This is a genomic window from Caulobacter segnis (assembly GCF_019931575.1).
Taxonomy (GTDB): Bacteria; Pseudomonadota; Alphaproteobacteria; order Caulobacterales; family Caulobacteraceae; genus Caulobacter; species Caulobacter segnis_C.
Window position 1 is genome coordinate 3,379,222 of sequence record NZ_CP082923.1, and the last position, 24,151, is coordinate 3,403,372.

A 24,151-nucleotide genomic window follows, 5' to 3' on the forward strand; every position below is an offset into this window, starting at 1 on the left:
TTCTGCGTCGCTATTCTAACGCTTGGCCTGACCTTGGGAAGCCGAGCCCTGAGCAAGCGCCCGAACCTCGCTGGCGGCCAGCAGGAACGCGCCCACGCCATACAGCTGGGTGTCGTCGCGGCCCACCTGGTCGGGCGCCACGCCGACGCGCTGCACCCAGCCCAGGCGGCCGTCCGGCTCAAGGGCCCCTTCCAGCGCCTTCCAGCCCTTGTCGATCGCCGGACCGTACTTGGCGCGCGGCAGCAGGCCGTGGTTCACGCCCCAGGCCAGGCCGTAGACGAAGAAGCCCGTGCCGCTGGTCTCCGGCGTCTTCTGCGGCTCCAGCAGCGAGACGGGCCAGTAGCCCTCCTCGCCCTGCAGGGTCACGATCTTGGCGGCCATCTGCTTGAAGACGGCCTCGTACCTCGGGCGACTGGGATCGTTGGCGGGCAGGTCCTGCAGGATCCGCGCGATCCCGGCGAAGGCCCAGCCGTTGCCACGGCCCCAGAAGATCTTGTGACCGTTGTCGCCGCGCCGCTTGATGAAGCGGCTGTCGCGGAAATAGAGGTGGTCGGCCTTGTCGAACAGATAGTCGTGGGTCGCCCAGAACTCGCTGTCGGCATGAGCCAGGTAGCGCTTGTCGCCGCTGACCTTGCTCAACGCCACCCAGGCCGGCGGGGCCATGAAGATGGCGTCGCTCCAGCACCAGCGGACCTGGCAGTAGGGATCGCCCTTGGCCGGCTTGGGTTCGAAGTCCAGCGAGACCTCGGACGGATCAGCCAGCACCGCGTCGAACCGAGCGCGGATGGGCGTCAGCTTGCCGGGATCCTTGGTGCGGCCCGCCGCCCAGACCCAGACCGCGCCGGTGGCGTCGGCGTCGGCATGGCGCGGACGGTGGTCGAAGCCCCACTGCTCGGCCTCGCCATGCTTCAGGATCGCGCTGGTCAGGTACGGATCCCGGGTCGCGTCGGCGAAGGTGTAGAGACCGATATAGAACGCCGCCTGGATCCAGTCGCGCGGCGCCTCGGTGTCCTTGCGAAACGCCGTGACCGGCACGTAGTCGAAGTTGTCCATATGGGCCAGCTGCCAGGCCGCGACCTTGCGGCCAGCGGCGTCGACGGCCGAACTCGGAACGCCGACAACGGCGGGCTTTTGCGCCGCCAGGGCCGGCGCGGCGGTTCCGGCCAGGATGGCGACGGCCGCCGCGGCCTTCAGCAGGGTCTTGAAGGTCATCTGAGCGTTTTCTCCCCGTTCTTTTTCTTATGCGCCCGGGCCGAGGTCGGAGACGGCCAGGACGTCCATGTCGTCGAACTCGAGGTTCTCCCCGCCCATGGACCAGATGAAGCTGTAGCTGGCGGTGCCGACGCCGCTGTGGATCGACCAGCTGGGCGAGAACACCGCCTCGCCCTCGTCCATGAACACCGCACGCGGCTCGGACGGCTCGCCCATCAAGTGCATGACCCGGCCGGGGCCGGCGTCGAAATACATGTAGATTTCGCTTCGCCGGCGATGGGTGTGCGGCGGCATGGTGTTCCAGACGTTGCCGGACTCCAGCTCGGTGAAGCCCATCACCAGCTGGCAGGTCTCGACGATGCCGGGACGGATGCTCTGGCGGATCACCCGGCGGTTGGCCGTCGAAGCATCGCCCGCCTGGATCGTGCGCGCCTCGTCGCGCCGCACCCGCTTGCTGGGATGGGCGACGTGGGCCGGATAGCTGACGAAATAGTACTTGGCCGGGTCGGCCGCGTCGTCGCTTTCGAAGGTGACCGCCTCGACGCCCCTGCCGATATAGAGGCTGTCGCGGCGCGCCATCTCGAAGCGCTCGCCGTCCAGGGTGATCCCCCCCGGACCGCCGATGTTGATCACCCCGACCTCACGCCGCTCGCAGAAGAAGCGCGAGGCCAGCTCCCGATGGGTCGGCAGGGTCAGGAGCGTGTCGGTGGGCGTGGCCGAACCGACCACCGCCCGCTCGATCTCCAGGTAGCTCAGGCCCAGCTCGCCAGGACGGAACAGACTGTCGATGACGAAGGTGTCGCGCAGTTCGCGCACCGTCATGCGGCTCATGCCGGCTCGGTCGGTGCTCTCGCGGTAATCCATCTGGACGCTCATCGGCCGTCGCCGCGAGGCGATCGATCGCCGCCCGCCGAGCCCATCGGCGGTCGCTTACCAGTGCGCATCCAGTCCCCGTTCGTGTGTGGTTGCTAAACTGACATTACCAATCCGAACCCAACGCCGTAAAGCCCGAACGCATACTGACCACCTGTCCAACGTTGTCACCAACGGTCGCAAGAACCATTCCCTTCGCGATAGGCCAATAAATTCAATCACCCAGGCCATAACAGTCAAGATAACGGCGCTACTTGACAACTGGCCAGACCAAGAGTCATCAGTTGGATATACCAATTCAACGCCAGCAACGAACTGGCGGACATAGCGCGGGAAACAAAAGGGATGACCAACCTTCGATTCTGGCTGCTCGCCTCCTCGGCGGCCGCCGTGCTCGCGGCCGCGCCCGGCGCGGCCCTGGCCCAGACCTCGACCACCGACTCAGCCCAGCTGGAGGAGATCATCGTCACCTCCACCAAGCGCGCCGAGCGCCTCCAGGACGTGCCGGTGTCGGTGACCGCCGTCACCGCCGACGTGCTGGAGCGCAACAACGTCCGCGAACTGGGCGACCTGGTGAAGCTGTCGCCGGGCTTGGTGATCAACTACGGCAGCCAGCCCGGCAACTTCAGCATCAACATGCGCGGCATCGGCACCTTCTCGAACGGCATCGCCGTCGAGTCCGACGTGGCGGTGGTTATCGACGACGTGCCGGTCGGCTTCCAGGCGGCCGCGTTCAAGGACCTGATCGACGTCGAGCGCGTCGAAGTCCTGCGCGGCCCGCAGAGCACGCTGTTCGGCAAGAGCGCCATCGCCGGCGTGCTCAACATCGCCACCGCGGCCCCGACCAAGGAATTCTCCGGCAAGGGCATGATCCTGGTCACCGACGACAGCGAGAAGCGCGCCGGTTTCACCGTGTCGGGCCCGATCAAGGACGACCTGCTGATGCGCCTGACCGTCGCCAGGAGCGACTATGACGGCAACCTCAAGAACCTGACCACCGGCAAGAACGTCAACGGCAGCGCCGGCTTCACCGCTACCGCCAAGCTGGTCTGGACGCCGACCGAGAACCTGACCCTCAGCCTGGCCCCGCGCTACAACCACAATGTTTCGAGCTGCTGCGCCAGCGCGATCACCGAGCTGACGCCGGGCCTGTTCTATCAGGGTGCGCCGGCCTTCCCGGCTACCCTGACCCTGCGCGGCATCACCTTCGACAAGAACAACCACTTCGTCCGGGCCGACGACCGGATCGGCGGCGGCAATTCGGACGTCTTCGGCACAACCGCGCGCATCGACTACGACTTCGGCGACGGCTCGATCCTGAAGGGCCACACCCTGTCGTCGATCACCGCGCACGATCGCTGGAAGATGATCGACTTCCAGGACATCGACGGCACCGACCAACCGTTCCTGCTGGGCTTCCCGGTCGCCAGTCCGTCGGGCGTCAACAGCGGCGCCCATATCGACGGCTACTTCCACGCCGACAGCTGGACCCAGGAGTTCCGCCTGACCTCGCCTGGCGACACGCGCTTCCGCTACGTGGCCGGCCTCTGGTACGCCAAGAACGACCTGGACCGCTATCTGAACCGCGGCCCGGTGCTGCAACTGGCCCGCTACCTGGCCGAAAGCACCAACGAGAACTACTCGGCCTACGCCAACGCCACCTGGGACATCACCGATAGGCTCAGCCTGACCGGCGGCGGCCGCCTGAACCGCCAGAAGATCAGCTACAAGTTCGACAAGACGATCTTCGCCAGCACGGTCCCCGGCGCTGCCACCACGCACCAGCTGTTCGGCAAGTCGGACGAGGACGACGCCTTCACCGGCAAGATCGGCGCGCAGTACAAGGTCACGCCGGACATCATGACGTTCGCGACCTTCTCGACCGGCTACAAGGGCCAGGCCTACGACCTCGTCAGCACCTTTGACGCCCGGATCGCAGCGCAGATGCCGGTGCCGCCCGAGACGGCCAAGAACTACGAGGTGGGCTTCAAGAGCAGCCTGCTGAACCGCCGGGTCTACTTCAACGCCACCGTGTTCCGGGCCGACTACAAGGGCTTCCAGACCTCGGTCACCTCGTTCCTGCCGGACGGCACGTTCCTGACCTTCCTGAACAGCGTCGGCCAGTTGCGCACCCAGGGCGTCGAGCTGGACGCCGTGGCGCGGATCACGTCGAACCTGCGCCTGAACGGCGCCTTCGCCTATACCGACGCCACGGTCGTCGATTTCCCCAACGGTCCCTGCAACAACAGCCAGCCGGCCACCGCCGACCTGCCGCTGCAGCCGGCGGGCTATGTCGGCAAGCCGGGCGAGTGCTACCGCACCCCGACCACCAACGGCCGCGTGCAGAACCTGGCTGGCAAGCGCCTGAACAACACCCCGAAGTTCAAGTTCAACATTGGCGGCCAGTACGACATCGAGCTGCCCGGTATGCCCTTCAAGGGCTTCGTCGGCGCGACCTATCGCTGGCAAGATGACGTCAACTTCTCGCTCAGCCAGGATCCGCGCACGATCCAGAAGTCGTACGGCATCGTGGACCTGAAGGTCGGCGTCACCGACCGCGAGGGCCGCTACACGGTCTCGGCCTTCGCCAACAACCTGTTCGACAAGCGCTACGCCCAGGGCCTGGGCAACGGGACGTCGGGCTACAGCAACCCGGCCATCCCGACGGCCCAGGGCCGCACCTGGTTCCCGGGCCGCGACGCCTTCCGCTACTTCGGGGCGCGTCTCGACGTGAACTTCTAGAGGCTCCTCCCCTTACAGAGCTCCCCCTGCGCGGCCGGGTCCTTCGGGATCCGGCCCTCTTTTTGAGCGGAGCGGAAGGCTACTTCGCGGCGCTGGCCGCGCGGAGGGCGATCTCCTCGCGCTTGGCCGCCAGACTCTCGCGCGTGCGCTCGATGGCTTCCAGTTCGGCGGTCAGCAGCAGGTTCTCGATCAGGCCGCCCAGGTGGGCCTGCATGGCCGCGCGGGCGGCCTTGGGATCACGGGTGCGTAGGGCCTCGACGATCTCCTGGTGCTCGTCCTTCAGCGGACGCTTCCGCACATGCCGGGCCTTTTCCAGCATCTGCATGCATAGGCGCGAGCGGTAGCGCAGGTCCCAGGTGTTCTCGACGATCCGCGCCACGGCGACATTGCGCGTGGCCTGGGCGATGGAAATGTGGAACTGGCGGTCGGCCAGTTCGGACTGCTCCTTGGTCGATTCCTCGCTGTTCATCTCGGTGACCAGGGTCTCGAGATAGGCCAGTTCCTCGTCGGTGATCAGGGTGGCGGCCAGGGCGGCGGCCTCGCCCTCGAACAGACGGCGGGCCTCGGCCTGCTCGAACGCCCCGATGTCGAGGTCCTTCACCGGCGGCGGCGGCTGGTCCAGGCGCACATAGACGCCCGAGCCCTGGCGGGCTTCCAGCAGGCCCCGCATCTCCAGGGCGATCACGGCCCGGCGCACGGTGGGACGGCTGACGCCGAAGTCGTCGGCCAGGTCGCGTTCGGATGGCAGGCGATGACCGGGCTGGAAGACGCCGCTGGCGATCGACGCGCTGATCGAGGCCGCCACCTGCTGGTAGAGCCGCGTGGAGTCCGTGGACGGGGTGCCCGAAGGGGTCGACATCGTGAGCGCCGTAGACGCGCGCCAAAGCCGGCGCGTCGCACAGGACTAACGCCGGTTCGTTCGCCTCACAAGCGTTCGCGCGCAAGTGGCCTTACCAAGACCGGCGAGCGGCCGGAGGGTAAGGACTCCGGCCGCCTTCGTCGTCCGCCCCGGGAGGAGGTTGGCGCAAGGTAAGCAGCGCCTGTGGTCGACGAGCGATCGACCGCGAGGAGGTGGAGCTCCCGACGGTCGCGCCCAAGCACCTTACCGAAACTGGCCAGGCGTGCAATCAAAATGGCCTGACCAATATTGTCAAATTTGTACGACCAATTTGAGAACGCCGACCTAGGCCGCCTGGCGCAGCCCCCAGGGATGGGCGGGATAGAACTGGGCCATCATCCGGCCGACATAGTCGACCAGACGCGGATAACGCTCGGCCTCGCGCCGCAACGGCGAGTCGAAGAAAGGCGTCATGATCGCCGCCAGCATGGCGAAGGCGGTGGCGTCGACGCCAACCGGATGACTATCGCGCATCAGATAGGCCTTGTCCTCCAGAAGCTCGTCCAGCGCTCGCAGCGACAGGGTTCCCAGCCACACCACCTCCTCGCGCAGGTGACGGCCGACGCCGACGGCGCGGACGTTCGTGGCGATCGCCTCCTGCAAACCGCGCCGCAGGTCCTCGCGCATATGCTCAGGCGCTTGGTCAAACCACCGGGCGGCGCCCTTGGCGAAGTTGGCCGGGTCCAGATGCCGGAAATAGGCCGACACCCAGCCCAGCTGGTTTTCCACCATCCGCTCGATCGCCCAGGCCTGGGCCCGCTCCTTGCCAGAGAGGCCGATGTCAAGGTCGACATCGTACCGCTGCTCGATGTGGGCGCGGATGAAGGTCGAGTCGCCGATCGCCTGGGCGGCGTCCTCGATCCACGGCAGCTGGCCCTTGGGCGCGGTCTCGCGGCTCCCCTTGGTCTTCTTGTATTTGAGGCCCGCCATCATCAGCTGGACCTCGGTCTTGGTCACGTAAGGGCTGATCTCGGGCAGCCCGAACCCGGCTCCGGCGGCGAACAGCGTGATCATCATCCCTCTCCGATCTCGAATGTCGTGGTGACCACTTGCTACCGCCAGGCTACTGCCAGCATGCTGTCAGTAGCGATCGCCGATATGTGAAGCCATGAGACGCGCCGAACGCCTTTTCCAGATCATCCAGATCCTGCGCCGCAGCCGCGCGCCGGTGACGGCCGACGCCATCGCCGCCGAGCTGGAGACGTCGAAACGCAGTGTCTATCGCGACATCGCCGCCCTGGTTGGCCAGCGCGCGCCCATCCGCGGCGAGGCCGGCGTGGGCTATGTGCTGGAGGCCGGCTTCGACATGCCGCCCCTGATGCTGACGCCCGACGAGATCGAGGCGGCGGTGCTGGGCGCGCAATGGGTGGCGGGCCGCGGCGATCCGGTGCTGGCCAAGGCGGCCAACGATCTGATCAGCAAGATCGCCGCCGCCGTGCCCGACCGCCTGCGGCCCTATGTGCTGGAGCCGGCGATCGGCGCCTCGCCTGCCTGGAAGCCCGAGACCGACCGCATCGACGTCGCCCAGGTCCGCGCCTGGATCCACGCCGGCCGCAAGATTCGCCTGAACTACAGCGACGAGGCCGGGACGGTCAGCGACCGGGTGATCTGGCCGGTCACTGTCGGCTACCGCGAGACCATCCGCATGATCATCGCCTGGTGCGAGCTACGCGAGGCCTTCCGCACCTTCCGCACCGACCGCGTCGTCGGCGCCGAGTTCCTGGAGGAACGCCACGGCAAGCGCCCGGCGGTGCTGCGCGGCGAGTGGGTCAAGTTCCGCGACGCCGAGATCGCCGCGTGGAAGCTGCGCGAAAAGACCGCCTGCTGACGGACGCTACAATCCGTGGCGCTTGGCGAAGGCCACGAACAGGCCGGGCCAGGCCGACACGGGCTTGTCGGCCGTAAACCGCAGGCCAAAGCCATGGCCGCCTTCCTCGAAGACATGCATCTCGGTCGGCACAGCCTTGGCCTTCAAGGCCGAGAACATGACCAGGGCGTTCTCTACGGGCACGGTCTTGTCGTCGGCCGCATGGATCACGATCACCGGCGACAGCCCCACCCTCACCTGCTTTTCGGGCGACAGCTCCAAGGCGCGCTCGGGCGAGGCGTCCTTGACCAGCAGTTGCTTGCGCGAGCCGGCGTGGGCGATGGCCGGGTCGGTGCTGATCACCGGATACATCAGGGCCGACAGGTTCGGCTTGGCCGGCAGCTGGTCGACGGCGTCGATCGCCGCATAGGTCGGCGCATCGAAGCGGACGGTCAGGTTGGCCGCCAGGTGCCCCCCGGCCGAGAAGCCCATGATCGCCACGCGGTCGGGCGAGAAGCCCATGGAAGAGGCCTTGGAACGGATCAGGCGGATGCCGCGCTGGGCGTCCTGCAGCGGCGCGTCGCCGCCCGCCGCCCAGCCGTCGCCGGGCATGCGGTAGAATAGCACGAAACAGGTGTAGCCGCTCTCGTTCAGCCGGCGGGCCGTCTCGTAGCCCTCCTTGTCCAGCACCACGCGCTCGTAGCCGCCGCCGGGGATCAGCATCACCGCCGCGCCGTTCGGCGTCTTCGGACGGAAGACCACCAGGGTCGGCTTGCGGGTGTGGACCTGGGCCCGATCGCGCGGGCCGCCCGGCGTGGTGCGATCGACGATCGCCTCCTCGGCCGTGACGCCTTCGCCGCCCGGCGCGCCGTTCGGCCAGAGGACGATGACCTCGGTGGGATCCGCTAGAGGGGTCTTGGACTGTTCCACGGCCGCGGCCTCCGCCTTACGCGCCGCCAGGGATCCCAGGACGCCGGTGACAAAAGCCGCAAGGGCGCCGCGACGGTTCAGCATGGGATCGAAGCCTTCTGACGGGTTGGTTGTCTGGCGCGACCCTAAAGCGGCTTCGGCCGATTTGGAAACCGGTTTCCTAGCTTCCCGCGAAGCGAAGGTGGTGCAGGACGATCCCGCTGGTCGTGGCGACGTTCAGCGAGTCGAAGCCGTTCGCCATCGGGATGCCGATGGTCCGCGCACGCGCCATGACCTCGGGCGTCAGGCCCGGCCCTTCCGCGCCCAGCAGCACCGCCGTGCGCGGCGCGGGCTTCAGGTTGGCCAGGATCTCGGTCGCCGAGGGACTGAGCGCCAGACCCTCGAAGCCGGTCGCCGCCAGCAGGTCGGCGATATCCTCACCCCGCTCCAACCGCGCCGTCGGGACCGACAGCACCGCTCCGACCGAAACCCGGATGGCCTTGCGGTATAGCGGATCGCAGCAGTCGGCGTCGAGGATCACCGCGTCGGCCCCGAAGGCGGCGGCGTTGCGATAGATGCCGCCAATGTTGTCGTGGTTGGCGACGCCGCACAGCACCAGCACCACCGCCCTCCCCGGCAATCCGGCCAGCAGATCCCGCGCCGATGTGGGCTCGGGCTTGCGGCCTACCGCCAGCACGCCGCGATGCAGGTGGAAGCCGGCGATGGCGTCCAGCACCGCCTGGTCGGCGAAGTGCACCGGCGTCTCGTCCGGCAGGCCCGCGAACACCTCGGCCAGCTTGTCCTTCCGCTTGGGATCGATCAGCAGCGACACGACGCGCTCAGGCGCGTCGCGGGCGAAGGCCCGCAGGACCGTCTCGCCCTCTGCGATGAACAGACCCTCTCGCCCGACCAGGTCGCGCTCCTTGATCGCCCGGAACGGGGCGACGGCGGGATCGTCGGGGTCGGTGACGACGCGGAACAGCGGCAAGGGGAACTCCGAAGGGCTAGCGCACCCCTCGTATCGGCAGGATCGCCAGACCGCCAGCCAGGGCCAGCCCCGCCGCCATCAGGAAGAAAACGTGGAAGTTCTCGTGGCTGGGTCCCAGGCTCCAGACGGCCAGGGCCGGCGCCAAGGCCTGGGGCAGCGTGTTGGCCAGGTTGATCACCCCCAGGTCCTTGCCCGCGTCGCGCTGCGAGGGCAGCACTTGGGTCACCAGGGCGATGTCGACGGCGCAGAAGCACCCCGCCCCGCAGCCGAACACCACATAGGCCGCCACCAGCACCGGCCAGCTGGGCGACAGCGAGAACACCACCATCGACGCGGCCAGGACCACGGCCGCCCCGAAGGCGAACAGCTTCCGGCGCCGCAGCCGGTCCGACAGCATCCCCCCAAGCATGGCCAGCGTGACGTTGGAGATGGTCGAGACGGTCGTCAGGAACGCCAGCCCCTCCTCGGCGCGACGGCCGGGGAACAGCTTCGGATAGTCCATCACGTCCTGGAGGAAGTAGAGCATGTAGCACTGCACCAGGCTCAGGGCGACCAGCACCATGAACCGCCCCAGCCACGCCAGGGCGAAGTCGGGGTGCTTGCGCGGACTGACCCACAGGCCCGAGATGAAATCCCTCAGATTGAACGGCGGCAGGTCCGCCTTGGCCAGTGGCGGATCACGCAGGCGCAGGACGAACGGCGCCAGGCTGAGCAGCAGGGCGGCCGAGATCGTCGCGTAGCGCTGCCACTCGACGACCAGGAAGCCGCCGATCACCACCGCCCCGACCGCCGTGCCGATAGGATTTCCCAGGCTGAGGAAGGCCGCGACCATGCCCTTCTGATTGTCCGGCACCCGGTCGGGCATCACCGCCACCAGGGCCGAGAAGCATAGATTGAAGGTCAGCTGGAACAGGATCACGCCGCCGATCAGGGCCAGCGGCGTCTTGGCGTTCATGATCGCCAGATAGGCCAGGGAGGCGCCGACCGCGCCCACCACCATCCAGGGCCGCCGGCGGCCGAACCGCGAGGTGGTGCGATCGCTGATCGCCCCCGCCAGCAGGTTGGCGACGCTGGCGACGATGGCGCCGTAGAAGGCCACCTGGCTCAGGACCACCGCCTTCGAGGCATGGTCGATCGACGCTGCCTTCAGGGGCAGCAGGACCTGCAGCAGGGGTTGGAAGGAAACGAAGGCCCCGATCTGGGCAAGGGTGTAGGCGGCGATGAAATTCGCGCGCACCGGCACCTTTGGCCGCGCTCCGTCGTCAGGCGCCATCTCACCTCCCCACACGGTCTTTGCGCCGCGTCGCTGTCACACTGACCGTCAGTCCCTTGCGACACAAGGGGTGGCGTGAGGTTAAGCAGGGAGTTTCCTTCCGGAAGCGACTGGCTTTAGTCTGAGGAAATGGGCGTGAGTCACAAGAAAGTCGGGGCGGACGGATGGCATCGGTGACGATTTACGACGTCGCCGCGAAGGCGGGCGTCTCCATCAAGACCGTGTCACGGGTGATGAACAAGGAGCCGAACGTTCGGCCCGCCATGCGCGACCGCGTCCTGGAGGCCGCCGGCGAGCTCGGCTACAGCCCCAACCTGTCGGCGCGCAGCCTGGCCGGCTCGCGTTCGTTCGTGGTCGCCGTCTTCGTCGACGCGGCCCTGACCATCGACCACTGGCAGAGCGAGCGCGGCGCGGACTACCTGTCCCGCATCCAGCTGGGCGCGACCCTGGTCTGCCGCGAGGCCGGCTATCACCTGTTGATCGAGCTGATCGACAACGACGGTCCGAAGGTCCGCCAGGACGTGGCCGCCTTCCTGGCCGCCCTGAAGCCGGACGGCGTGATCCTGACCCCGCCCTCCTCCGACAATCCCGGCGTGCTGGAGACGCTGGACAAGGCCGGCACGCCCTATGTCCGCGTCGGCCCCGAGCGCGCCGAGGGCCTGGGCCCGCGCGTGCACATGGACGACGTCGCCGCCGCGCGCGAGATGACCCAGCACCTGGCCGATCTCGGCCACAAGCGCATCGGCTTCATCGTCGGCGAGCCGCGCTACGGCGCCAGCCAGGCGCGGCGCGAAGGCTATCTGGAGGCGATGAAGGCGCGCGGCCTGGCCGTGGCCGACGACTGGGTGCGCCAGGGGGACTTCACCTTCCAGTCCGGGCTGGAGCAGGCCAAGGCCCTGCTGGCCCTGCCCGACCGACCAACGGCGATCTTCGCCTCCAACGACGACATGGCCCTGGGCTGCATCGCGGCGATCGCCGAGGCGGGCCTGATGACGCCGGGCGATGTCTCGGTGGCCGGGTTCGACGACAGCCCCAGCGCGCGCTTCAGCCGGCCGCAGCTGACCACCGTGCGCCAGCCGGTGGCGGAAATGTCCTCGGCGGCGGCCAAGCTGCTGATCGCGCAGGCCAGGAGCAGTGACCCGCCTGAACGGCCGGTCGACGTGCTCCTCCCCTTCGAACTGATCCACCGCGCCTCGACGGCGCCGCCGCCGAATTAGGGCCGCTCAGCGTCCCGGACGGGCGAAGGCGGCCACCCGCGCGCGGGCGGCGTGCACCGGGTTCTCGACCGGACGTTCCTGGTAGGTCGACTGATACGTCGAGACGACCTGTGGCCGCCCGCCCAGGCGGAAGGCGCCGACCCGATTCGACAGGTCCGCGGCCTCGACGCGCAGGGCGTGAGTGGCCTCGGTCGACTGCGAGACCATGGCGGCGTTGCGCTGGGTTACCTGGTCCAGCTGGTTCACGGCCGAATTGACCTGGTTCAGGGCGGTGGCCTGTTCGCTGGCCGAAGCCGCGATGGCGTTGACCAGCTCGTCGATGCCGCCGACCTTGGTGACGATGCCGCGCAAGGCCTCGCCCGTCTGGCCGACCAGTTCGACGCCCTCGCCGACCTGGCGGCTGGACTCAGTGATCAGCGACTTGATCTCCTTGGCCGCGTCGGCCGAGCGCTGGGCCAGGGCCCGCACTTCCTGAGCCACAACCGCGAAGCCCTTGCCCGCGTCGCCCGCGCGCGCGGCCTCGACGCCGGCGTTCAGGGCCAGAAGGTTGGTCTGGAAGGCGATCTCGTCGATCATGCCCAGGATCTGGTTCACCTGCTGCGACTGGGCCTCGATCTTGGTCATGGCCTCGGCGGCGCGGCTGACGATCTGACCCGAACGCTCGGCTTCCGCACTGGCCTCGCCGACGCGCGAGGACACCTCGCGAGCGCTCTTGGCGGTCCTGCCGACGGCGCTGGTCAGCTCCTCGACGGCGGCGGCCGTCTCCTCCAGCGTGGCGGCCTGCTGTTCGGTGCGTTCCGACAGGTCCTCGGCGCTGCGGGCGATCTCGTCGGCGCTGGAGCGGATGTCGCCGGCCGAATGCTCGACGGCGCGCATGGCGTCGGCCAGGGCCCCGGCGGCCTGTTCGAAGTCGACCTTCAGGCCCTGGAACTCCGGCGCCAGGTCGCCCTCGACACGCGCCGACAGGTCGCCGGCCGCCAGGCGCGACAGGGCCGAACCGATGGCCTTCACCGCCTCGGCCTGGCGACGCTCGGCCGCCTCGCGTTCGGCTTCCATCGCCTCGCGCTCTTCTTCCAGCAGGTTGAGATAGGTCGAGATCGCCAGTTCCATGTCCAGGAACACAGCCTTAGTCAGGGCTGAAAGGCCATCGGCCAGTTCGGCGTCGGATTTCGCGCCATTGAACAGACCCTTGGCGCGCTTGGCGATCACCGCCCGGATCAGTTCCTCGGCCACCAGGGCGTAGCCGCCAATGTACCATTGCGGCGCCAGGTCGGCCTCGACGTGGGCGCGCCCGATCCGCTCGACATCGCGGACATAGGTCTCGCCGTAGTCGGCCTGGGCGATCCGCCGCCAGTGCGCGGCCTGAGCGCGCTCGGCGCCGGCCATGTGGGCTTCGTCACGGAACTTGGCGCGGGTTTCGGGGAAGACGCGCACCTGGCTGTAGAAGCGTCCCAGCGCGGTCGAGATCTCGGCGTCGATCACCGGCCGGATCGCGCGCAGCGCCGAACGCGAACGCTCGTCGAAACGCATGAAAGCCATGCGCTGATCCAGCTTGGCGTGCGCGGTCATGCGTTGGGTACTCCGACTCGGACGGTAATGATGAGCTGGCGTCGTTCGTGACCGGAATCTGTTAACCAAGATTGAAGTCGGGCGCGATGCGCCCCGTGGACGCACCGATTGCGCGATCATACGGAATCCCCCCGTATTCACGGGCGTTCGGCCACGCTCTCGCCTAGAATAGAACCAAGCTGCACCTTGGCGCGTTTTGGACTTGTCAGGTCCACGGCGCGGCCTGGATATAACCAGGAAAAGACCCTCAAGGACTTCATGGCGCTTCCGGCGGACTTCACCTTGACCGAGCAGGACGGCCGCGCCGCAGTGGTCCTGTCGGGGGACTGGACCGCCCGAGGGCTGTTCGACGCCGGCCTGCGGCTGAGCGACGCGCTGTCCGCGCCGCGCGAGCTGGAACTGGACCTGACCGGGGTCAATCGCTGCGACACCGCCGGCGCCTACGCGATCCTCCGCGCGGCCGGCGATCGCCTCAAGCCCGAAACCGTGAAGGCGCGCCGCGAGGTGTCGCGGCTGCTGGAGCTGGTCGCCGCCGCCATCCAGGTCGAGCCCGAACCCACCGTGCGGCCTGGCGGCCTCCAGGCCCTGCTGGAACGGATCGGGCGCGGGGTCTTCGGCCTGTTCTCGGACGGCTACAACACCATGGTGTTCCTGGGGCACCTGCTGGTCGCCCTGGGCCGCTGCATCGCCGATCCGCGCCGCATCCGCTGGGCGCCGGTGGTGGCCCTGTGCGAGCGCGCGGGACTGGACGCCATGCCGATCGTGGCCACGACGACCTTCTTCATCGGCGCGGTGGTGGCCCTGCTGGGCGCCAACATGCTCACCGACTTCGGCGCCCAGGTCTATTCGGTCGAACTGATCGGCATCTCGGTGATGCGCGAGTTCAACATCCTGATCACCGCCATCCTGCTGGCCGGCCGCTCGGCCTCAAGCTTCGCGGCCGAGATCGGCTCGATGAAGATGAACCAGGAGATCGACGCCATGCAGGTCATGGGCGTGGACCCTTACGAGGCGCTGGTGCTGCCGCGTTTCGCCGCCCTGCTGCTGACCATCCCGCTGCTGACTTTCGTGGCCACGGTCGCCGGCCTGGCGGGCGGCATGCTGGTCGTCTGGATCGTGCTGGACCTTTCGCCGACCTTCTTCCTGCAGCGGATCGTCGACTATGTCGGGGCCACTCACTTCTGGATCGGCCTCTCGAAGGCGCCGGTGATGGCGGCCGTGGTCGCCGCGATCGGCTGCCGCCAGGGCATGGAGGTCGGCAACGACGTCGAGTCCCTGGGCCGACGCGTGACCGCGGCGGTGGTGCACGCCATCTTCGCCATCATCCTGATCGATGCGGCCTTCGCTCTGGTCTACATGGAGCTGGACATATGACCGGCCCCGCCCCCGTCGCGGCGACGCCCGAGATCGAACGCGACTCCGAGACCTATCCGATCCAGGTGCAGGGCCTGGTCTCGTGCTTCGGCGACAACGTCGTGCACGACGGCCTGGACCTGAAGGTCGAGCGCGGCGAGGTGCTGGGCGTGGTCGGCGGCTCGGGCACTGGCAAGTCGGTGCTGCTGAACACCATCATCGGCCTGAAGGCCCCCGACGGCGGCACGGTGCGGCTGTTCGGCGGCGACATGCGCACGGCGTCGCGCCGGCGCTGGTCGTCGGTCGAGCGGCGCTGGGGCGTGCTGTTCCAACAGGGCGCGCTGTTCTCGAACCTGACGGTGCGCGAGAACGTCTCCGCCCCGCTCCACGAGCATACCCGCCTGCCCCGGCGCGAGATCGAGGAGATCGCCGACCTGAAGATCGCCATGGTCGGCCTGCCCGCCCGCGCCGCGACGCTGAAGCCCGCCGAGCTGTCGGGCGGCATGCGCAAGCGCGCCGGCCTGGCCCGGGCCCTGGCGATGGACCCCGAGCTGCTGTTCCTGGACGAGCCGACCGCCGGCCTCGACCCGATCGCGGCCCAGGCCTTCGACGCCCTGATCAAGGACCTGTCCGACAGCCTGGACCTGACCGTCTTCATGATCACCCACGATCTGGACAGCCTCTACGCCATCACCGACCGCGTCGCCGTACTGGCCGACAAGAAGGTCGTGGCCGTGGCGCCCGTGCGCGAGCTCGAGCGTTCCGATCATCCCTGGATCAAACAGTACTTCCTGGGCCCACGAGGACGCGCCGCCGCGACCTCCGAGGATCCGGCCGAGGCGAGGAACGACGACTGATGGAAAGAAACGCCAACTACGCCCTGGTCGGCGCGATCACCTTGGCCCTGTTCATGGGCCTGATCATCTTCGCGGTCTGGCTGGCCAAGATCAGCTTCACGCGCGACTACGACCTCTACGACATCCTGTTCATCGGTCCGGTTCGCGGCCTGTCTCAGGGCGGCGAGGTGCACTTCAACGGCATCAAGGTCGGCGAAGTCACCCGCATCGAGCTGGACAAGAGCGACCCCAACCGCGTGATCGCCCGGGTGCGCGTCACCTCGGACGTGCCGATCAAGGTCGACAGCTACGCCACGCTGGAGCCGCAGGGCATCACCGGCGTCAACTACGTCCAGATCACCGCCGGCTCGCCGAACAAGGAGTTGCTGAAGGACACCGTCAAGAACGGCAAGGTGCCCGTCCTGCGTAGCCAGCGCAGCACCCTCTCCGACCTGCTGGAGGGCGGCGGCACGGTGCTGACACGCACCATCGAGGCCCTGGACCGAGTCAACCGGGTGCTGTCCGACAAGAACATCAAGACCTTCAGCGCCTCGCTCAGCGACGTCCAGGCGGTCACCGCCGAGCTGCGCGAGCGCAAGGAGATCATCGCCGACGCCCAGAAGGCGCTGCAGAGCATCGACCAGACCGCCCAGTCGATCACCGAGCTCTCCAAGAGCGCCAACGGCCTGGTCGACGGCGACGCCAAGCGCACCCTGAAGGAACTGGGCGACGCCGCCGCCGAGCTGAAGGCCGCCGCCAAGGATGCGCGCGGCATGGTCTCCAAGCTGGAAGGCCCGACCACGGACTTCGCCAGCACCGGCCTGCCCCAGCTGTCGTCGGCCATCGTCACCCTGCAGTCGGCCGCCGAGTCCCTGGATCGCCTGGTCGGCGACGTCGAACAGAACCCTCGAGGCTTGGTCGGCAAGGCGCCCGCCAAGGAAGTGGAGGTCAAGCCGTGAGCTCGATGATGAAGACCCTTGGCAAGGCCGCTGGCCGCCTCCTGATCGTCACGGCGCTGGCCGCCAGCCTGTCCGGCTGCATCAGCGTCTTCCCGAAGACCAAGCCTTCGACGCTGTATCGCTTCGGCGAGAGCGACGTGAGCGTGCCCAAGGGTCCGCCGGGGGCGATGTTCGGCGTCCTGAAGGCGCCCTCGGCCTTCACCCGGGCCGCCGCCGGCGACCGGATCATGACCAGCAGCAACGGCGAGGTCGCCTATGTCGCCAGCGCGCGTTGGGTCTCGCCCGCGTTCGTGCTGTTCGAGGAGGCCGTAGCCCGCGCCTTCCAGAACGACCCAGGCCGCGCCCGCCTGATCGCGCGCGGCGAGGTGGCCAAGGCCGATCTCGTGCTGCGCCTGGAGGTGCGGACCTTTGAGGCCGACTACGTCAACGGGCCCAAGGCCGCGCCTGAGATCGTCGTGCGGGTCCGTGGGGTCCTGAACCGCAGCAGCGACCGCGCCCTGGTCGGCGACCAGGTGTTCGAGGCCCGCGTGAAGGCTGTTGACAACCGTGTCTCGGCTATCGTTCCGGCCTTCGACCAGGCCGTGGCCAAGGTGCTGGGCGACATCGTCGCCTGGACCAACGCGGCCGGGCCAGGCCTGAAGAGCTAGAGCGCGTCCAGGGGCTCGGTCACCGGGCCATAGCCCGCGTTCTCCTGGATCCGCAGGATGGGACCGTCGACCCAAGGCTCGACGGTCACCAGTTCGCGCGCCGCCGCGCGCGCCACCGCGTCGCCGGGATCGGCGCTCTCGGCCAGCAGCTGCAGATTCATGCGTGTGGGGAAGATCACCTTGCGCTCGCCCGACGAGGCCAGCGCCAGCGCCCTGTCCGGCGCGATCCACTCGGCGTCGACCGCCTCGTGGCCGTCGCAGATGGCCTGCTGGGCCAGAGGCGCATGGGCGACGTAGAACCAGGTGTCGAACCGCTTGGGCATCAGCCTGGGCGTGATCCAGCGGGCGAAGATGGTCAGGGCCGAGAGATCCAGCTTCAGCCCCAGGTCCTCGACCACGTCGATGAAGGCGACTTTGTCCTCGGCTACCGCCGCCCGGACGTCCTTGGCCGCCTCGCCCGCGTAGAAGGCGCCGTCGCGGTCCCGAGCCAGCAGCACCCCGGCTTCCTCATAGGCCTCGCGGATGGCGGCGATGCGCAAGGCCGCATCGTCCGGGCTGGTGTCGTCGAAGCCTAGCGCCAGTTCCCGCCAACGCGGATGGCTGTCGCCCTGGTGGCTCTTGCCGCCCGGAAACACCAGGGCCCCGGCCGCGAAGTCGATCTGATGATGCCGCTTGACCATCAGCACCTCGAACGAGGGCGCGTCCCGAAGCAGCAGTATGGTGGCGGCGAGGCGGACCCCACCCGGCGTCGAGTCAGACATGCCGCAAGTCTGGCGCCGCTCCGCGCGCTTGCACAGACATCTTTCGAACGCCCGTTTGGTCTTGGAGCCTAGGCCGCCCCCTGCCCCTTGCGGTCGCCGCGGCGCTTGTTGCTGCTGCGGTCCATCCGCTCCATCAGGTACTCGCTGTCCTCGCGCGAGACCGCATGCGACGAGGTCAGGAAGCGCTGGATCATGCGTTCCTGGAAACGTTCGCGATCATGCGCGCCGCCGTCGAACTCGAGCCCGTGGAAGGCGTCGACGCCCGCGCGGAAGGCCGAATGGAGACGCGGCGGCAGGCCCGCGCGCTCGCAGATCGCCTTCAGGCCCAATGGACCCGCGTCATGGATCATCAGCCAGGTGCGATGGTGCGGTACGCCGGCCAGCTCGGCCACGGCCCACTCGAAGAAGTTCATGTGACCATGGGCCAGGGCCCGCAGGATCAGCGAGGGCGACAGGCGGCCCGCCCGTTGCAGGTGCGCGACGAAGGCCCGAGGGTCGGCGGCTCGGCCGGCCTGGTCCACCAGGTCGATCGTGGCCCGCTCCTTGGCGCCGAGGATCAGCTCCAGGGTCCGTTCGGCCGAAAGGTTGTGATTGACCAGGATGTGGTCGCGCAGCTGCTCGCCGACCATTTCGATCAGGCGCTCGCTGACGGCCATCGGCAGGATCGCGCGATAGGCGACGGCCTGCAGCACCTGTTCCGACTTGGAGAAGCGGTCCAGGGCCTTCTGCAGCGTCACTTCCGAGAAGCGGGCGTTGTCGTTGGCGCAGGCCGTGGCGACCACGTCCTCGCCCCCCTGCTCGACCAGCATCGAGGTGACGCGGGTCGACAGCTTCGGGCGCTTGGCCACCGCCATCTGGCGCACCGGACCGCCGACACGGACGATCTCCATCAGGTCGTTGTCGCTGAAGACCGGCGAGAAGCTGATGATCGGCAGGCAGACGCTCTCGACGTCACGCGCCAGACGATTGGCGACATCGGCCGGCAGGGCCATCGAGTTCTTCAGCGTGACCGCCAGGGCGCGGCGCACCAGCTCGGCGGCGTCGGCCGCCATCACCCGCAGGATGTCGTGCGCGACCTGGCGCTCCTCCTCGCTGAGGGCGGCGCGGTCGATGTTCCGGCAAAGCTTGTGGGCGGCCAGCGCGCGCTCGTCAGGCGTCGCGCCCTTCACGAGCATGCGGATGTCGGATTCGGTCAGTGCAGCGCGTGTGGTGGCCATGGTTCGCCCGCCCGAAGCTATGCGTGGAGTCGCATGGTCGGCCGTTAGGCTTAATGATTGTTTGCGCCAGGAAGCTGTGGATTAACGATAGCCCGTAACCGGGATCCAACCACGCTCCCCTAAGGTGCGCTCTCAATCGAAAGGAGCGCGACCTTGCTCGCCGAGCGCCGCCTGAAAGCAAGCCCCACGGACGGCGCTCAACTCGCCAAGGCGCTGGACGCCCAGGCCGCGCTTTTGCCTTACGCGCTGGGGGTTTTCGCGGTCAGCCTGCCCCTGTTCGTGTGGGTCGGATCCTTCGCGGCGAACCGTCTTTGGATGAGCGCCAGCTTCGCGGTCTTCGCCATCAACTGGGGCGCCTTCTACGCCGTGGTGAACTGGCTGCGCGACGAAGCGTCGCAAGAGCTTAACCGGCGAGCCCGGATCCAGGTTCTCGGCGGCTTGATGTGGGCGATGAGCGTCGTGCAGATCTCGATCCTGGCCCAGGGCGCGGGTCCCGCGCGCGAAACCCTGCTGATGCTGGCCACGGCCGGCGCGGTGGTCTGCGCGTTCTTCGCCGCGCCCTACCTGCCTGCCCTGTTGACCATCGCGCCGTTGGCGGCGGCCGGTCCGGTAATCGCTCAGTTCTCGCATCCGAAAGGCCATCAGGCTGGCGTGATGACTTGGGGAGCGTCGGCCCTGGCCTTGACGCTGGGCATGATCCTCAACCGCATGTTCCGCCGTCAGCACGACCTGGCCGTCGCCCATGAACGGCTGGTCGAGGAGCGCCTGAGCGTCCTGGAAACGGCCGAGCGCACCGCCCGCTCCAAGTCCGACATCGTCGCCACCCTCAGCCACGAGATCCGCAACGGCCTGACCGGCGTCACCCACGTCCTGGCCGCCGCCGCCGGCCGGGGCGGGCGCGCCCTGCCCTCGCGCGAGCAGTTGAACGCCGCGCTGGACGCCGCCCAGGACCTGATGTCGGTCCTGAACGCTACGCTCGACTCCGAGACCGCCGAATCCGGCCGCCTCAGCGTCGAGACCCGCCCGTTCGATCCCGTCCGCCTGGTCCAGGACCTGGTGCTGCTGGACAAGCCGCACGCGGCGACCAAGGGGCTTGAGCTGGCGATCCATGTCGATCCCCTGCTGCGCGGGCGCGACAGGGGCGCGACAGTCGCCGACGTCATGCGCACCCGCCAGATCATCACCAATCTGCTGGGCAACGCGGTCAAGTACACCGTGCGCGGCCGGGTCGAGGTGCGCCTGGAGCTGCGCGACAACCAGGTCGCCATCGAGATCGCCGACACCGGCCCCGGCCTCTCGGCCGAGGAGATGGAGCAGGCCTTCGAGCCCTTCCGCCGCATCGAACGCACCGGCGCCGGCGTCAATGGCGCGGGCCTGGGCCTGTCGCTGTCGCGTCAGCTGGCCCGCCTGATGGGCGGCGCGCTGGAGGCCCGCAGCGCCGTGGGCGTCGGCAGTTGCTTCACCCTCTCCCTGCCGTTCGATCCCGCCGCCGAGTGCGATCTCACGCAAGAGCTCGAGGCCGTGACCACCGAGGCGCCGGGCGCGCAGCGCTACTTGCGCATCCTGATCGCCGAGGACGACGCCCTGAACGCGGCCATGCTGCGCGCCATTCTCGAGCAGCTGGGCCACCAGGTCGTCCACGCCCAGAACGGCCGCCGCGCCGCCGACCTGGCCAGGATCGCCGAGTTCGACCTCCTGATGCTGGACCACCGCATGCCGGTGCTGGACGGTCCCGGCGCCGCCGCCTCGCTGCGCGAGGCCGAGGGCCCCAACCGCGCCGCGCCCATCGTGGCGATCATCGACGGCGATGGCGAGGAAGCCTCCGAATTCCTGAACGCTGGCGCCGACATCGTCCTGCGCAAGCCGGTCAGCGTGGCCGCCGTCGCGCGCGCCCTGGCCGACGCCGCCGCCCTGAACCGGAGCGAGGCCAAGCCCGAGGCTGCCTGACCGGTCCGCTCCGACCAAGTTTGACAAGTCGGGTCGCGGGTGGAGAATGGCCCATGTTCTCGCGCCCGACCTTCCGGCGTTTTCGCCATCACGGCGGTAGCCTGCTCGCAGGCTCCTAGCCCCGAACCGTCCGCGCGCCCGTCGCGGGCGTTCGGGGCGAACATCACTCATCCCGCCATCCGACGGTCGCCGCTGGCGCGCCGTCGCGCCTGAACATCCTTATGCCTGGAGCTTCCCATGCTCGCGCAAGCGGACGCCATCGCACGTCCACACCTCATCATGGCCGAGACCGAGGTCGAACGCCTGTCCACCCTGGCCCTGCAGATGGAGCAGGCCGCGCCACTGGCGGCCGACATGCTGCTGCGGGAGATCGACCGCGCCGAGGTCCGCCCGGACGCCGAGATGCCCGACCATGTCGTCCGCATGCGCTCGACCGTGCGGTTCGAGGACGACGCCCATGGCGCGGCCCGCTCGGTGCTGCTGGTCTATCCCAAGGAGGCCGACATCGCGGCCGGCAAGATCTCGGTCCTTTCCCTGGTGGGCGCGGGCCTGATCGGGCTTTCGGTCGGCCAGTCGATCCAGTGGCCCGATCGAGACGGCCACGAGCGGCTGCTGCGCATCCTCAAGGTCGAGCCGCCCGGTCGCGTCGTCTTCTAGGTTTCCTGGCGTCCTGGTTGAAAGGCTTGCCGCTGGGTAAGCCTTTCCAATCCTCGTCCCGATCCGCACACTCTCCGCAACGAGAAAAGATGGGAGGATGCGATGCTGGAGGGACTGCGTGTCGTCGAGCTGGCGACCTACATCGCCGCTCCTGGCGCGGCGGGGATCATGGCCGACTGGGGCGCCGAGGTGATCAAGGTCGAGTCGCCCGAGGGCGACCCGATGCGGCGTTTCTTCGACACCATCGGCTCGGACCAGGACGCGAACCCGATCTTCGAGCTGGACAACCGCGGCAAGCGGGCCGTCGTGCTGGATATCCGCGCCGACCTGGGCCGCGAGGCGCTGAAGGCCCTGGCGGCGACCGCCGACATCTTCCTGACCAATGTCCGTCCCGCCGCCCTGGCCCGCGCGGGCCTCGACTACGAGGCGCTGAAGGCGGTCAATGCGCGCCTGATCTATTGCAGCCTGACGGGCTACGGCCTGACCGGTCCCGACCGCGACAAGCCGGGTATGGACGTGGCCGCCTTCTGGTCGCGAGCCGGCGTTGGATCGATCACCGCGCCGAAGGGGGCTGAGCCCTTCCCGATCCGCACGGGCATGGGCGACCACGTCACCTCGCTGGCCACCGTCTCGGCGATCCTGGCGGCGGTGCACGAACGGACGCGGACGGGCGTCGGGCGGCTCGTCGAGACCTCGCTGCTGCGCACCGGCGTCTACGCGATCGGCTCGGACATGGCGATCCAGCTGCGCTTTGGAAAGCTGGCCTCCACGCGCGGCCGGCGCGAGGCGGTGCAGCCACTGGCCAACTTCTACAAGACCGCCGACGGTCGCTGGATCTGTCTTCTGCCACGTCAGGGCTCGGTCGACTGGCCGCGCATCGCCGCCGCCGCCGGGCGCCCCGAACTGGTCGACGATCCACGCTTCGCCTCGGCCAAGGCCCGTCGCGAGCACGGCCAGGTCCTGGTCGACATCCTGGACGAGGCCTTCGGAGCCATGGCCTACGAAGACGCCGCCACCGCCCTGGACGCCGGCGACATCACCTGGGCGCCCTACCAGACCCCGCGCGAGCTGGCGGTCGACGCCCAGGCCGAGGCGGCTGGCTGCTTCGTCGACACGCCCGACGGCGCGGGCGGAACGTTCAAGGCCCCGGCCGCACCCGCGCGTTTCCCGGGGGCCGAGGACGGTCCGCGCGGTCCTGCACCGAAGCTGGGCGCGGACACGGCGGCGGTGTTCAGGGAACTGGGTTGGTCGGAAGAGCAAGTCGCGGCGCTGACTAGCGCTGCTTGACCTTGTCGTTGGCGTCGGCCAGCACGCGCAGCATCTCGGCCGAGAACATCGAGCTGGCCAGGCGCTGACCGCCGCCCATGCTGCTGGTGTCCCCGAACGGATTGCCGACATCCTGCGAGCCGCGCAGGATCAGGTCGACCACCGCCTCCTGTTGGCGGATGTGCTCCAGGCGCCGACCGGTCGCGTACTGCAGGAAGCCCTGGTCGGGCTCGACGATCGGCGCGGAGGGACCTGGATCGACGCGCGTGGCGCCGCCGGTCTTGGTCAGGTTGGCGTAGACCTCGCCCACCGTGGCGGCGCGGCCGTCCTTGTAGAAGATCGAGCGGTTGGCCTGGGCGGCGTCCGGGAACATGGCCGCGGCGTTGGCGCCGGGCGAGGCGGTCGCCGCCTCGATCAGCCGGGCCGAACCCGACGGACCTAGGAAGTGCGCGGCGTAGAGCTCGCCGGCCGTCGGAGAGCGCCCCACCCGTCCCCGCAGGTACGAGGCGTGGTCCGAGGCCAACTCGCCGGCCATCAGCGAAGCGGCGTGCGGGTCGGTCTTCAGGCTCAGCACGGCCTTGCGGGCCTCGTCGCCGTCGACGCGGTAACGGCCGTCCGCCCCTTGGGTGATCAGGTCGGCGTAGCGGGCGTAGCCGTACTTGGACCCATGTTTCTTCAGCGTGGAGAGCCAGGTCTGGTCGACGAACTGGAAAAGGCCCGAGGCCGACGAGGTCCGCGCCTTGGCGGCCGGATTGAAGCCGCTTTCGCGCTTGGCCGTGCCCATCAGGAACGTGAAGTCGACTCCGGTCGCGCTGGAGGCGCGCTGGATCGCCGACTCGACGACGCTGCGAATGGAACCGACCGCGGGCATGGGTCTCAGGAGTCAGCGATCATGGTTAATGCAGGATTAACCACGTTCTCGCGGCTCTATCCGGGGACGAGATGCCGCACCCGATCTTACGGGCGTAACAAAATCGCCAAGTAGATTACGATTGTCAATTTACAGCGGAAGCCATCCAT

Annotated in this window: 21 protein-coding genes; 10 read left to right on the top strand and 11 right to left on the bottom strand. The window is 68.5% G+C overall.

Annotated features, from left to right (window positions below; all coding sequences use genetic code 11):
• Positions 1–15 precede the first annotated feature (15 nt).
• Together K8940_RS15595 and kduI are read right to left on the bottom strand one after the other, a co-directional pair.
• A complete protein-coding gene (locus tag K8940_RS15595) occupies positions 16–1,212 on the bottom strand; it encodes a glycoside hydrolase family 105 protein (protein ID WP_223390933.1) in 1,197 nt (398 codons plus the stop codon).
• A 27-nt stretch (positions 1,213–1,239) separates the two neighbouring features.
• Positions 1,240–2,088, bottom strand: a complete 849-nt coding sequence (gene kduI, locus K8940_RS15600) for a 5-dehydro-4-deoxy-D-glucuronate isomerase (RefSeq protein ID WP_223390934.1) — start codon at positions 2,086–2,088, stop codon at positions 1,240–1,242.
• A 342-nt stretch (positions 2,089–2,430) separates the two neighbouring features.
• On the opposite strand from kduI, the gene K8940_RS15605 reads away from it, so the two are divergent.
• Positions 2,431–4,827, top strand: coding sequence for a TonB-dependent receptor (locus K8940_RS15605; protein ID WP_223390937.1), 2,397 nt, complete (start codon positions 2,431–2,433; stop codon positions 4,825–4,827).
• Between the two features lie 79 nt (positions 4,828–4,906).
• Here K8940_RS15605 and K8940_RS15610 read toward each other — a convergent pair whose 3' ends face one another.
• Positions 4,907–5,686, bottom strand: coding sequence for a FadR/GntR family transcriptional regulator (locus K8940_RS15610; RefSeq protein WP_223390938.1), 780 nt, complete (start codon positions 5,684–5,686; stop codon positions 4,907–4,909).
• A gap of 324 nt (positions 5,687–6,010) precedes the next feature.
• Positions 6,011–6,739: a glutathione S-transferase family protein gene (locus K8940_RS15615; RefSeq protein WP_223390939.1), complete on the bottom strand. Its 729-nt coding sequence runs from the start codon at positions 6,737–6,739 to the stop codon at positions 6,011–6,013.
• 94 nt (positions 6,740–6,833) lie between these two features.
• On the opposite strand from K8940_RS15615, the gene K8940_RS15620 reads away from it, so the two are divergent.
• The gene (locus K8940_RS15620; protein WP_223390940.1) at positions 6,834–7,553 is read left to right on the top strand and encodes a helix-turn-helix transcriptional regulator; all 720 of its coding nucleotides are present in this window, start codon (positions 6,834–6,836) and stop codon (positions 7,551–7,553) included.
• A gap of 6 nt (positions 7,554–7,559) precedes the next feature.
• Here the strand turns inward: K8940_RS15620 and K8940_RS15625 are convergent, their stop codons facing one another.
• The 3 genes from K8940_RS15625 to K8940_RS15635 form a co-directional block, all read right to left on the bottom strand.
• Positions 7,560–8,546 carry an alpha/beta hydrolase gene (locus K8940_RS15625; RefSeq protein WP_223390941.1) on the bottom strand — a complete coding sequence of 329 codons (987 nt, stop codon included), beginning with the start codon at positions 8,544–8,546 and terminating at the stop codon, positions 7,560–7,562.
• 76 nt (positions 8,547–8,622) lie between these two features.
• Positions 8,623–9,429: a TrmH family RNA methyltransferase gene (locus K8940_RS15630; protein WP_223390942.1), complete on the bottom strand. Its 807-nt coding sequence runs from the start codon at positions 9,427–9,429 to the stop codon at positions 8,623–8,625.
• Between the two features lie 16 nt (positions 9,430–9,445).
• A complete protein-coding gene (locus K8940_RS15635) occupies positions 9,446–10,702 on the bottom strand; it encodes an MFS transporter (RefSeq protein ID WP_223390943.1) in 1,257 nt (418 codons plus the stop codon).
• A 164-nt stretch (positions 10,703–10,866) separates the two neighbouring features.
• Between K8940_RS15635 and K8940_RS15640 the strand changes: the two genes are divergently transcribed.
• Positions 10,867–11,919: a LacI family DNA-binding transcriptional regulator gene (locus K8940_RS15640; RefSeq protein ID WP_223390945.1), complete on the top strand. Its 1,053-nt coding sequence runs from the start codon at positions 10,867–10,869 to the stop codon at positions 11,917–11,919.
• A gap of 6 nt (positions 11,920–11,925) precedes the next feature.
• Here the strand turns inward: K8940_RS15640 and K8940_RS15645 are convergent, their stop codons facing one another.
• Positions 11,926–13,488, bottom strand: a complete 1,563-nt coding sequence (locus tag K8940_RS15645) for a methyl-accepting chemotaxis protein (protein WP_223390948.1) — start codon at positions 13,486–13,488, stop codon at positions 11,926–11,928.
• A gap of 258 nt (positions 13,489–13,746) precedes the next feature.
• On the opposite strand from K8940_RS15645, the gene K8940_RS15650 reads away from it, so the two are divergent.
• Genes K8940_RS15650 through K8940_RS15665 form a run of 4 tightly spaced genes read left to right on the top strand, consistent with a single transcriptional unit; the run spans position 13,747 to position 17,283 of the window.
• Positions 13,747–14,862 carry an ABC transporter permease gene (locus K8940_RS15650; RefSeq protein ID WP_223390949.1) on the top strand — a complete coding sequence of 372 codons (1,116 nt, stop codon included), beginning with the start codon at positions 13,747–13,749 and terminating at the stop codon, positions 14,860–14,862.
• Positions 14,859–15,698: an ABC transporter ATP-binding protein gene (locus K8940_RS15655; RefSeq protein ID WP_223390951.1), complete on the top strand. Its 840-nt coding sequence runs from the start codon at positions 14,859–14,861 to the stop codon at positions 15,696–15,698. The genes K8940_RS15650 and K8940_RS15655 overlap by 4 nt, the downstream gene beginning before the upstream one ends.
• A complete protein-coding gene (locus tag K8940_RS15660) occupies positions 15,698–16,636 on the top strand; it encodes an MlaD family protein (protein WP_223390952.1) in 939 nt (312 codons plus the stop codon). Before K8940_RS15655 ends, K8940_RS15660 begins: the two co-directional genes overlap by 1 nt.
• A 5-nt stretch (positions 16,637–16,641) precedes the next feature.
• Positions 16,642–17,283: an ABC-type transport auxiliary lipoprotein family protein gene (locus K8940_RS15665; RefSeq protein WP_223395875.1), complete on the top strand. Its 642-nt coding sequence runs from the start codon at positions 16,642–16,644 to the stop codon at positions 17,281–17,283.
• On the opposite strand, the gene K8940_RS15670 is transcribed toward K8940_RS15665, so the two are convergent.
• The gene (locus K8940_RS15670; RefSeq protein ID WP_223390953.1) at positions 17,280–18,044 is read right to left on the bottom strand and encodes an NUDIX hydrolase; all 765 of its coding nucleotides are present in this window, start codon (positions 18,042–18,044) and stop codon (positions 17,280–17,282) included. The two genes, K8940_RS15665 and K8940_RS15670, sit on opposite strands and share 4 nt — an antisense overlap.
• A gap of 68 nt (positions 18,045–18,112) precedes the next feature.
• On the bottom strand, positions 18,113–19,261 hold the full coding sequence (spbR, locus tag K8940_RS15675; protein ID WP_223390955.1) for a pole-localized protein SpbR: 1,149 nt from the start codon (positions 19,259–19,261) through the stop codon (positions 18,113–18,115).
• 153 nt (positions 19,262–19,414) lie between these two features.
• Between spbR and K8940_RS15680 the strand changes: the two genes are divergently transcribed.
• From K8940_RS15680 to K8940_RS15690, 3 genes are all read left to right on the top strand, one after another.
• Positions 19,415–21,208, top strand: coding sequence for a hybrid sensor histidine kinase/response regulator (locus K8940_RS15680; protein WP_223390957.1), 1,794 nt, complete (start codon positions 19,415–19,417; stop codon positions 21,206–21,208).
• A 237-nt stretch (positions 21,209–21,445) separates the two neighbouring features.
• Positions 21,446–21,865, top strand: coding sequence for a nucleoside diphosphate kinase regulator (gene rnk / locus K8940_RS15685; protein ID WP_223390959.1), 420 nt, complete (start codon positions 21,446–21,448; stop codon positions 21,863–21,865).
• A gap of 102 nt (positions 21,866–21,967) precedes the next feature.
• Complete coding sequence (locus K8940_RS15690) at positions 21,968–23,152, top strand: CaiB/BaiF CoA transferase family protein (RefSeq protein WP_223390960.1); 1,185 nt, start codon at positions 21,968–21,970, stop codon at positions 23,150–23,152.
• Here K8940_RS15690 and K8940_RS15695 read toward each other — a convergent pair.
• Positions 23,139–24,002, bottom strand: a complete 864-nt coding sequence (locus tag K8940_RS15695) for a transglycosylase SLT domain-containing protein (protein WP_223390961.1) — start codon at positions 24,000–24,002, stop codon at positions 23,139–23,141. The two genes, K8940_RS15690 and K8940_RS15695, sit on opposite strands and share 14 nt — an antisense overlap.
• Positions 24,003–24,151 lie beyond the last annotated feature (149 nt).

What these genes read in the sequence shown, in the direction of transcription:
- K8940_RS15595 (WP_223390933.1), bottom strand. Translation starts at nt 1,212, where the DNA reads ATGACCTTCAAGACCCTGCTGAAGGCCGCGGCGGCCGTCGCCATCCTG.
- kduI (WP_223390934.1), bottom strand. Translation starts at nt 2,088, where the DNA reads ATGAGCGTCCAGATGGATTACCGCGAGAGCACCGACCGAGCCGGCATG.
- K8940_RS15605 (WP_223390937.1), top strand. Translation starts at nt 2,431, where the DNA reads ATGACCAACCTTCGATTCTGGCTGCTCGCCTCCTCGGCGGCCGCCGTG.
- K8940_RS15610 (WP_223390938.1), bottom strand. Translation starts at nt 5,686, where the DNA reads ATGTCGACCCCTTCGGGCACCCCGTCCACGGACTCCACGCGGCTCTAC.
- K8940_RS15615 (WP_223390939.1), bottom strand. Translation starts at nt 6,739, where the DNA reads ATGATCACGCTGTTCGCCGCCGGAGCCGGGTTCGGGCTGCCCGAGATC.
- K8940_RS15620 (WP_223390940.1), top strand. Translation starts at nt 6,834, where the DNA reads ATGAGACGCGCCGAACGCCTTTTCCAGATCATCCAGATCCTGCGCCGC.
- K8940_RS15625 (WP_223390941.1), bottom strand. Translation starts at nt 8,546, where the DNA reads ATGCTGAACCGTCGCGGCGCCCTTGCGGCTTTTGTCACCGGCGTCCTG.
- K8940_RS15635 (WP_223390943.1), bottom strand. Translation starts at nt 10,702, where the DNA reads ATGGCGCCTGACGACGGAGCGCGGCCAAAGGTGCCGGTGCGCGCGAAT.
- K8940_RS15640 (WP_223390945.1), top strand. Translation starts at nt 10,867, where the DNA reads ATGGCATCGGTGACGATTTACGACGTCGCCGCGAAGGCGGGCGTCTCC.
- K8940_RS15645 (WP_223390948.1), bottom strand. Translation starts at nt 13,488, where the DNA reads ATGACCGCGCACGCCAAGCTGGATCAGCGCATGGCTTTCATGCGTTTC.
- K8940_RS15650 (WP_223390949.1), top strand. Translation starts at nt 13,747, where the DNA reads ATGGCGCTTCCGGCGGACTTCACCTTGACCGAGCAGGACGGCCGCGCC.
- K8940_RS15655 (WP_223390951.1), top strand. Translation starts at nt 14,859, where the DNA reads ATGACCGGCCCCGCCCCCGTCGCGGCGACGCCCGAGATCGAACGCGAC.
- K8940_RS15660 (WP_223390952.1), top strand. Translation starts at nt 15,698, where the DNA reads ATGGAAAGAAACGCCAACTACGCCCTGGTCGGCGCGATCACCTTGGCC.
- K8940_RS15665 (WP_223395875.1), top strand. Translation starts at nt 16,642, where the DNA reads ATGATGAAGACCCTTGGCAAGGCCGCTGGCCGCCTCCTGATCGTCACG.
- K8940_RS15670 (WP_223390953.1), bottom strand. Translation starts at nt 18,044, where the DNA reads ATGTCTGACTCGACGCCGGGTGGGGTCCGCCTCGCCGCCACCATACTG.
- spbR (WP_223390955.1), bottom strand. Translation starts at nt 19,261, where the DNA reads ATGGCCACCACACGCGCTGCACTGACCGAATCCGACATCCGCATGCTC.
- rnk (WP_223390959.1), top strand. Translation starts at nt 21,446, where the DNA reads ATGCTCGCGCAAGCGGACGCCATCGCACGTCCACACCTCATCATGGCC.
- K8940_RS15690 (WP_223390960.1), top strand. Translation starts at nt 21,968, where the DNA reads ATGCTGGAGGGACTGCGTGTCGTCGAGCTGGCGACCTACATCGCCGCT.
- K8940_RS15695 (WP_223390961.1), bottom strand. Translation starts at nt 24,002, where the DNA reads ATGCCCGCGGTCGGTTCCATTCGCAGCGTCGTCGAGTCGGCGATCCAG.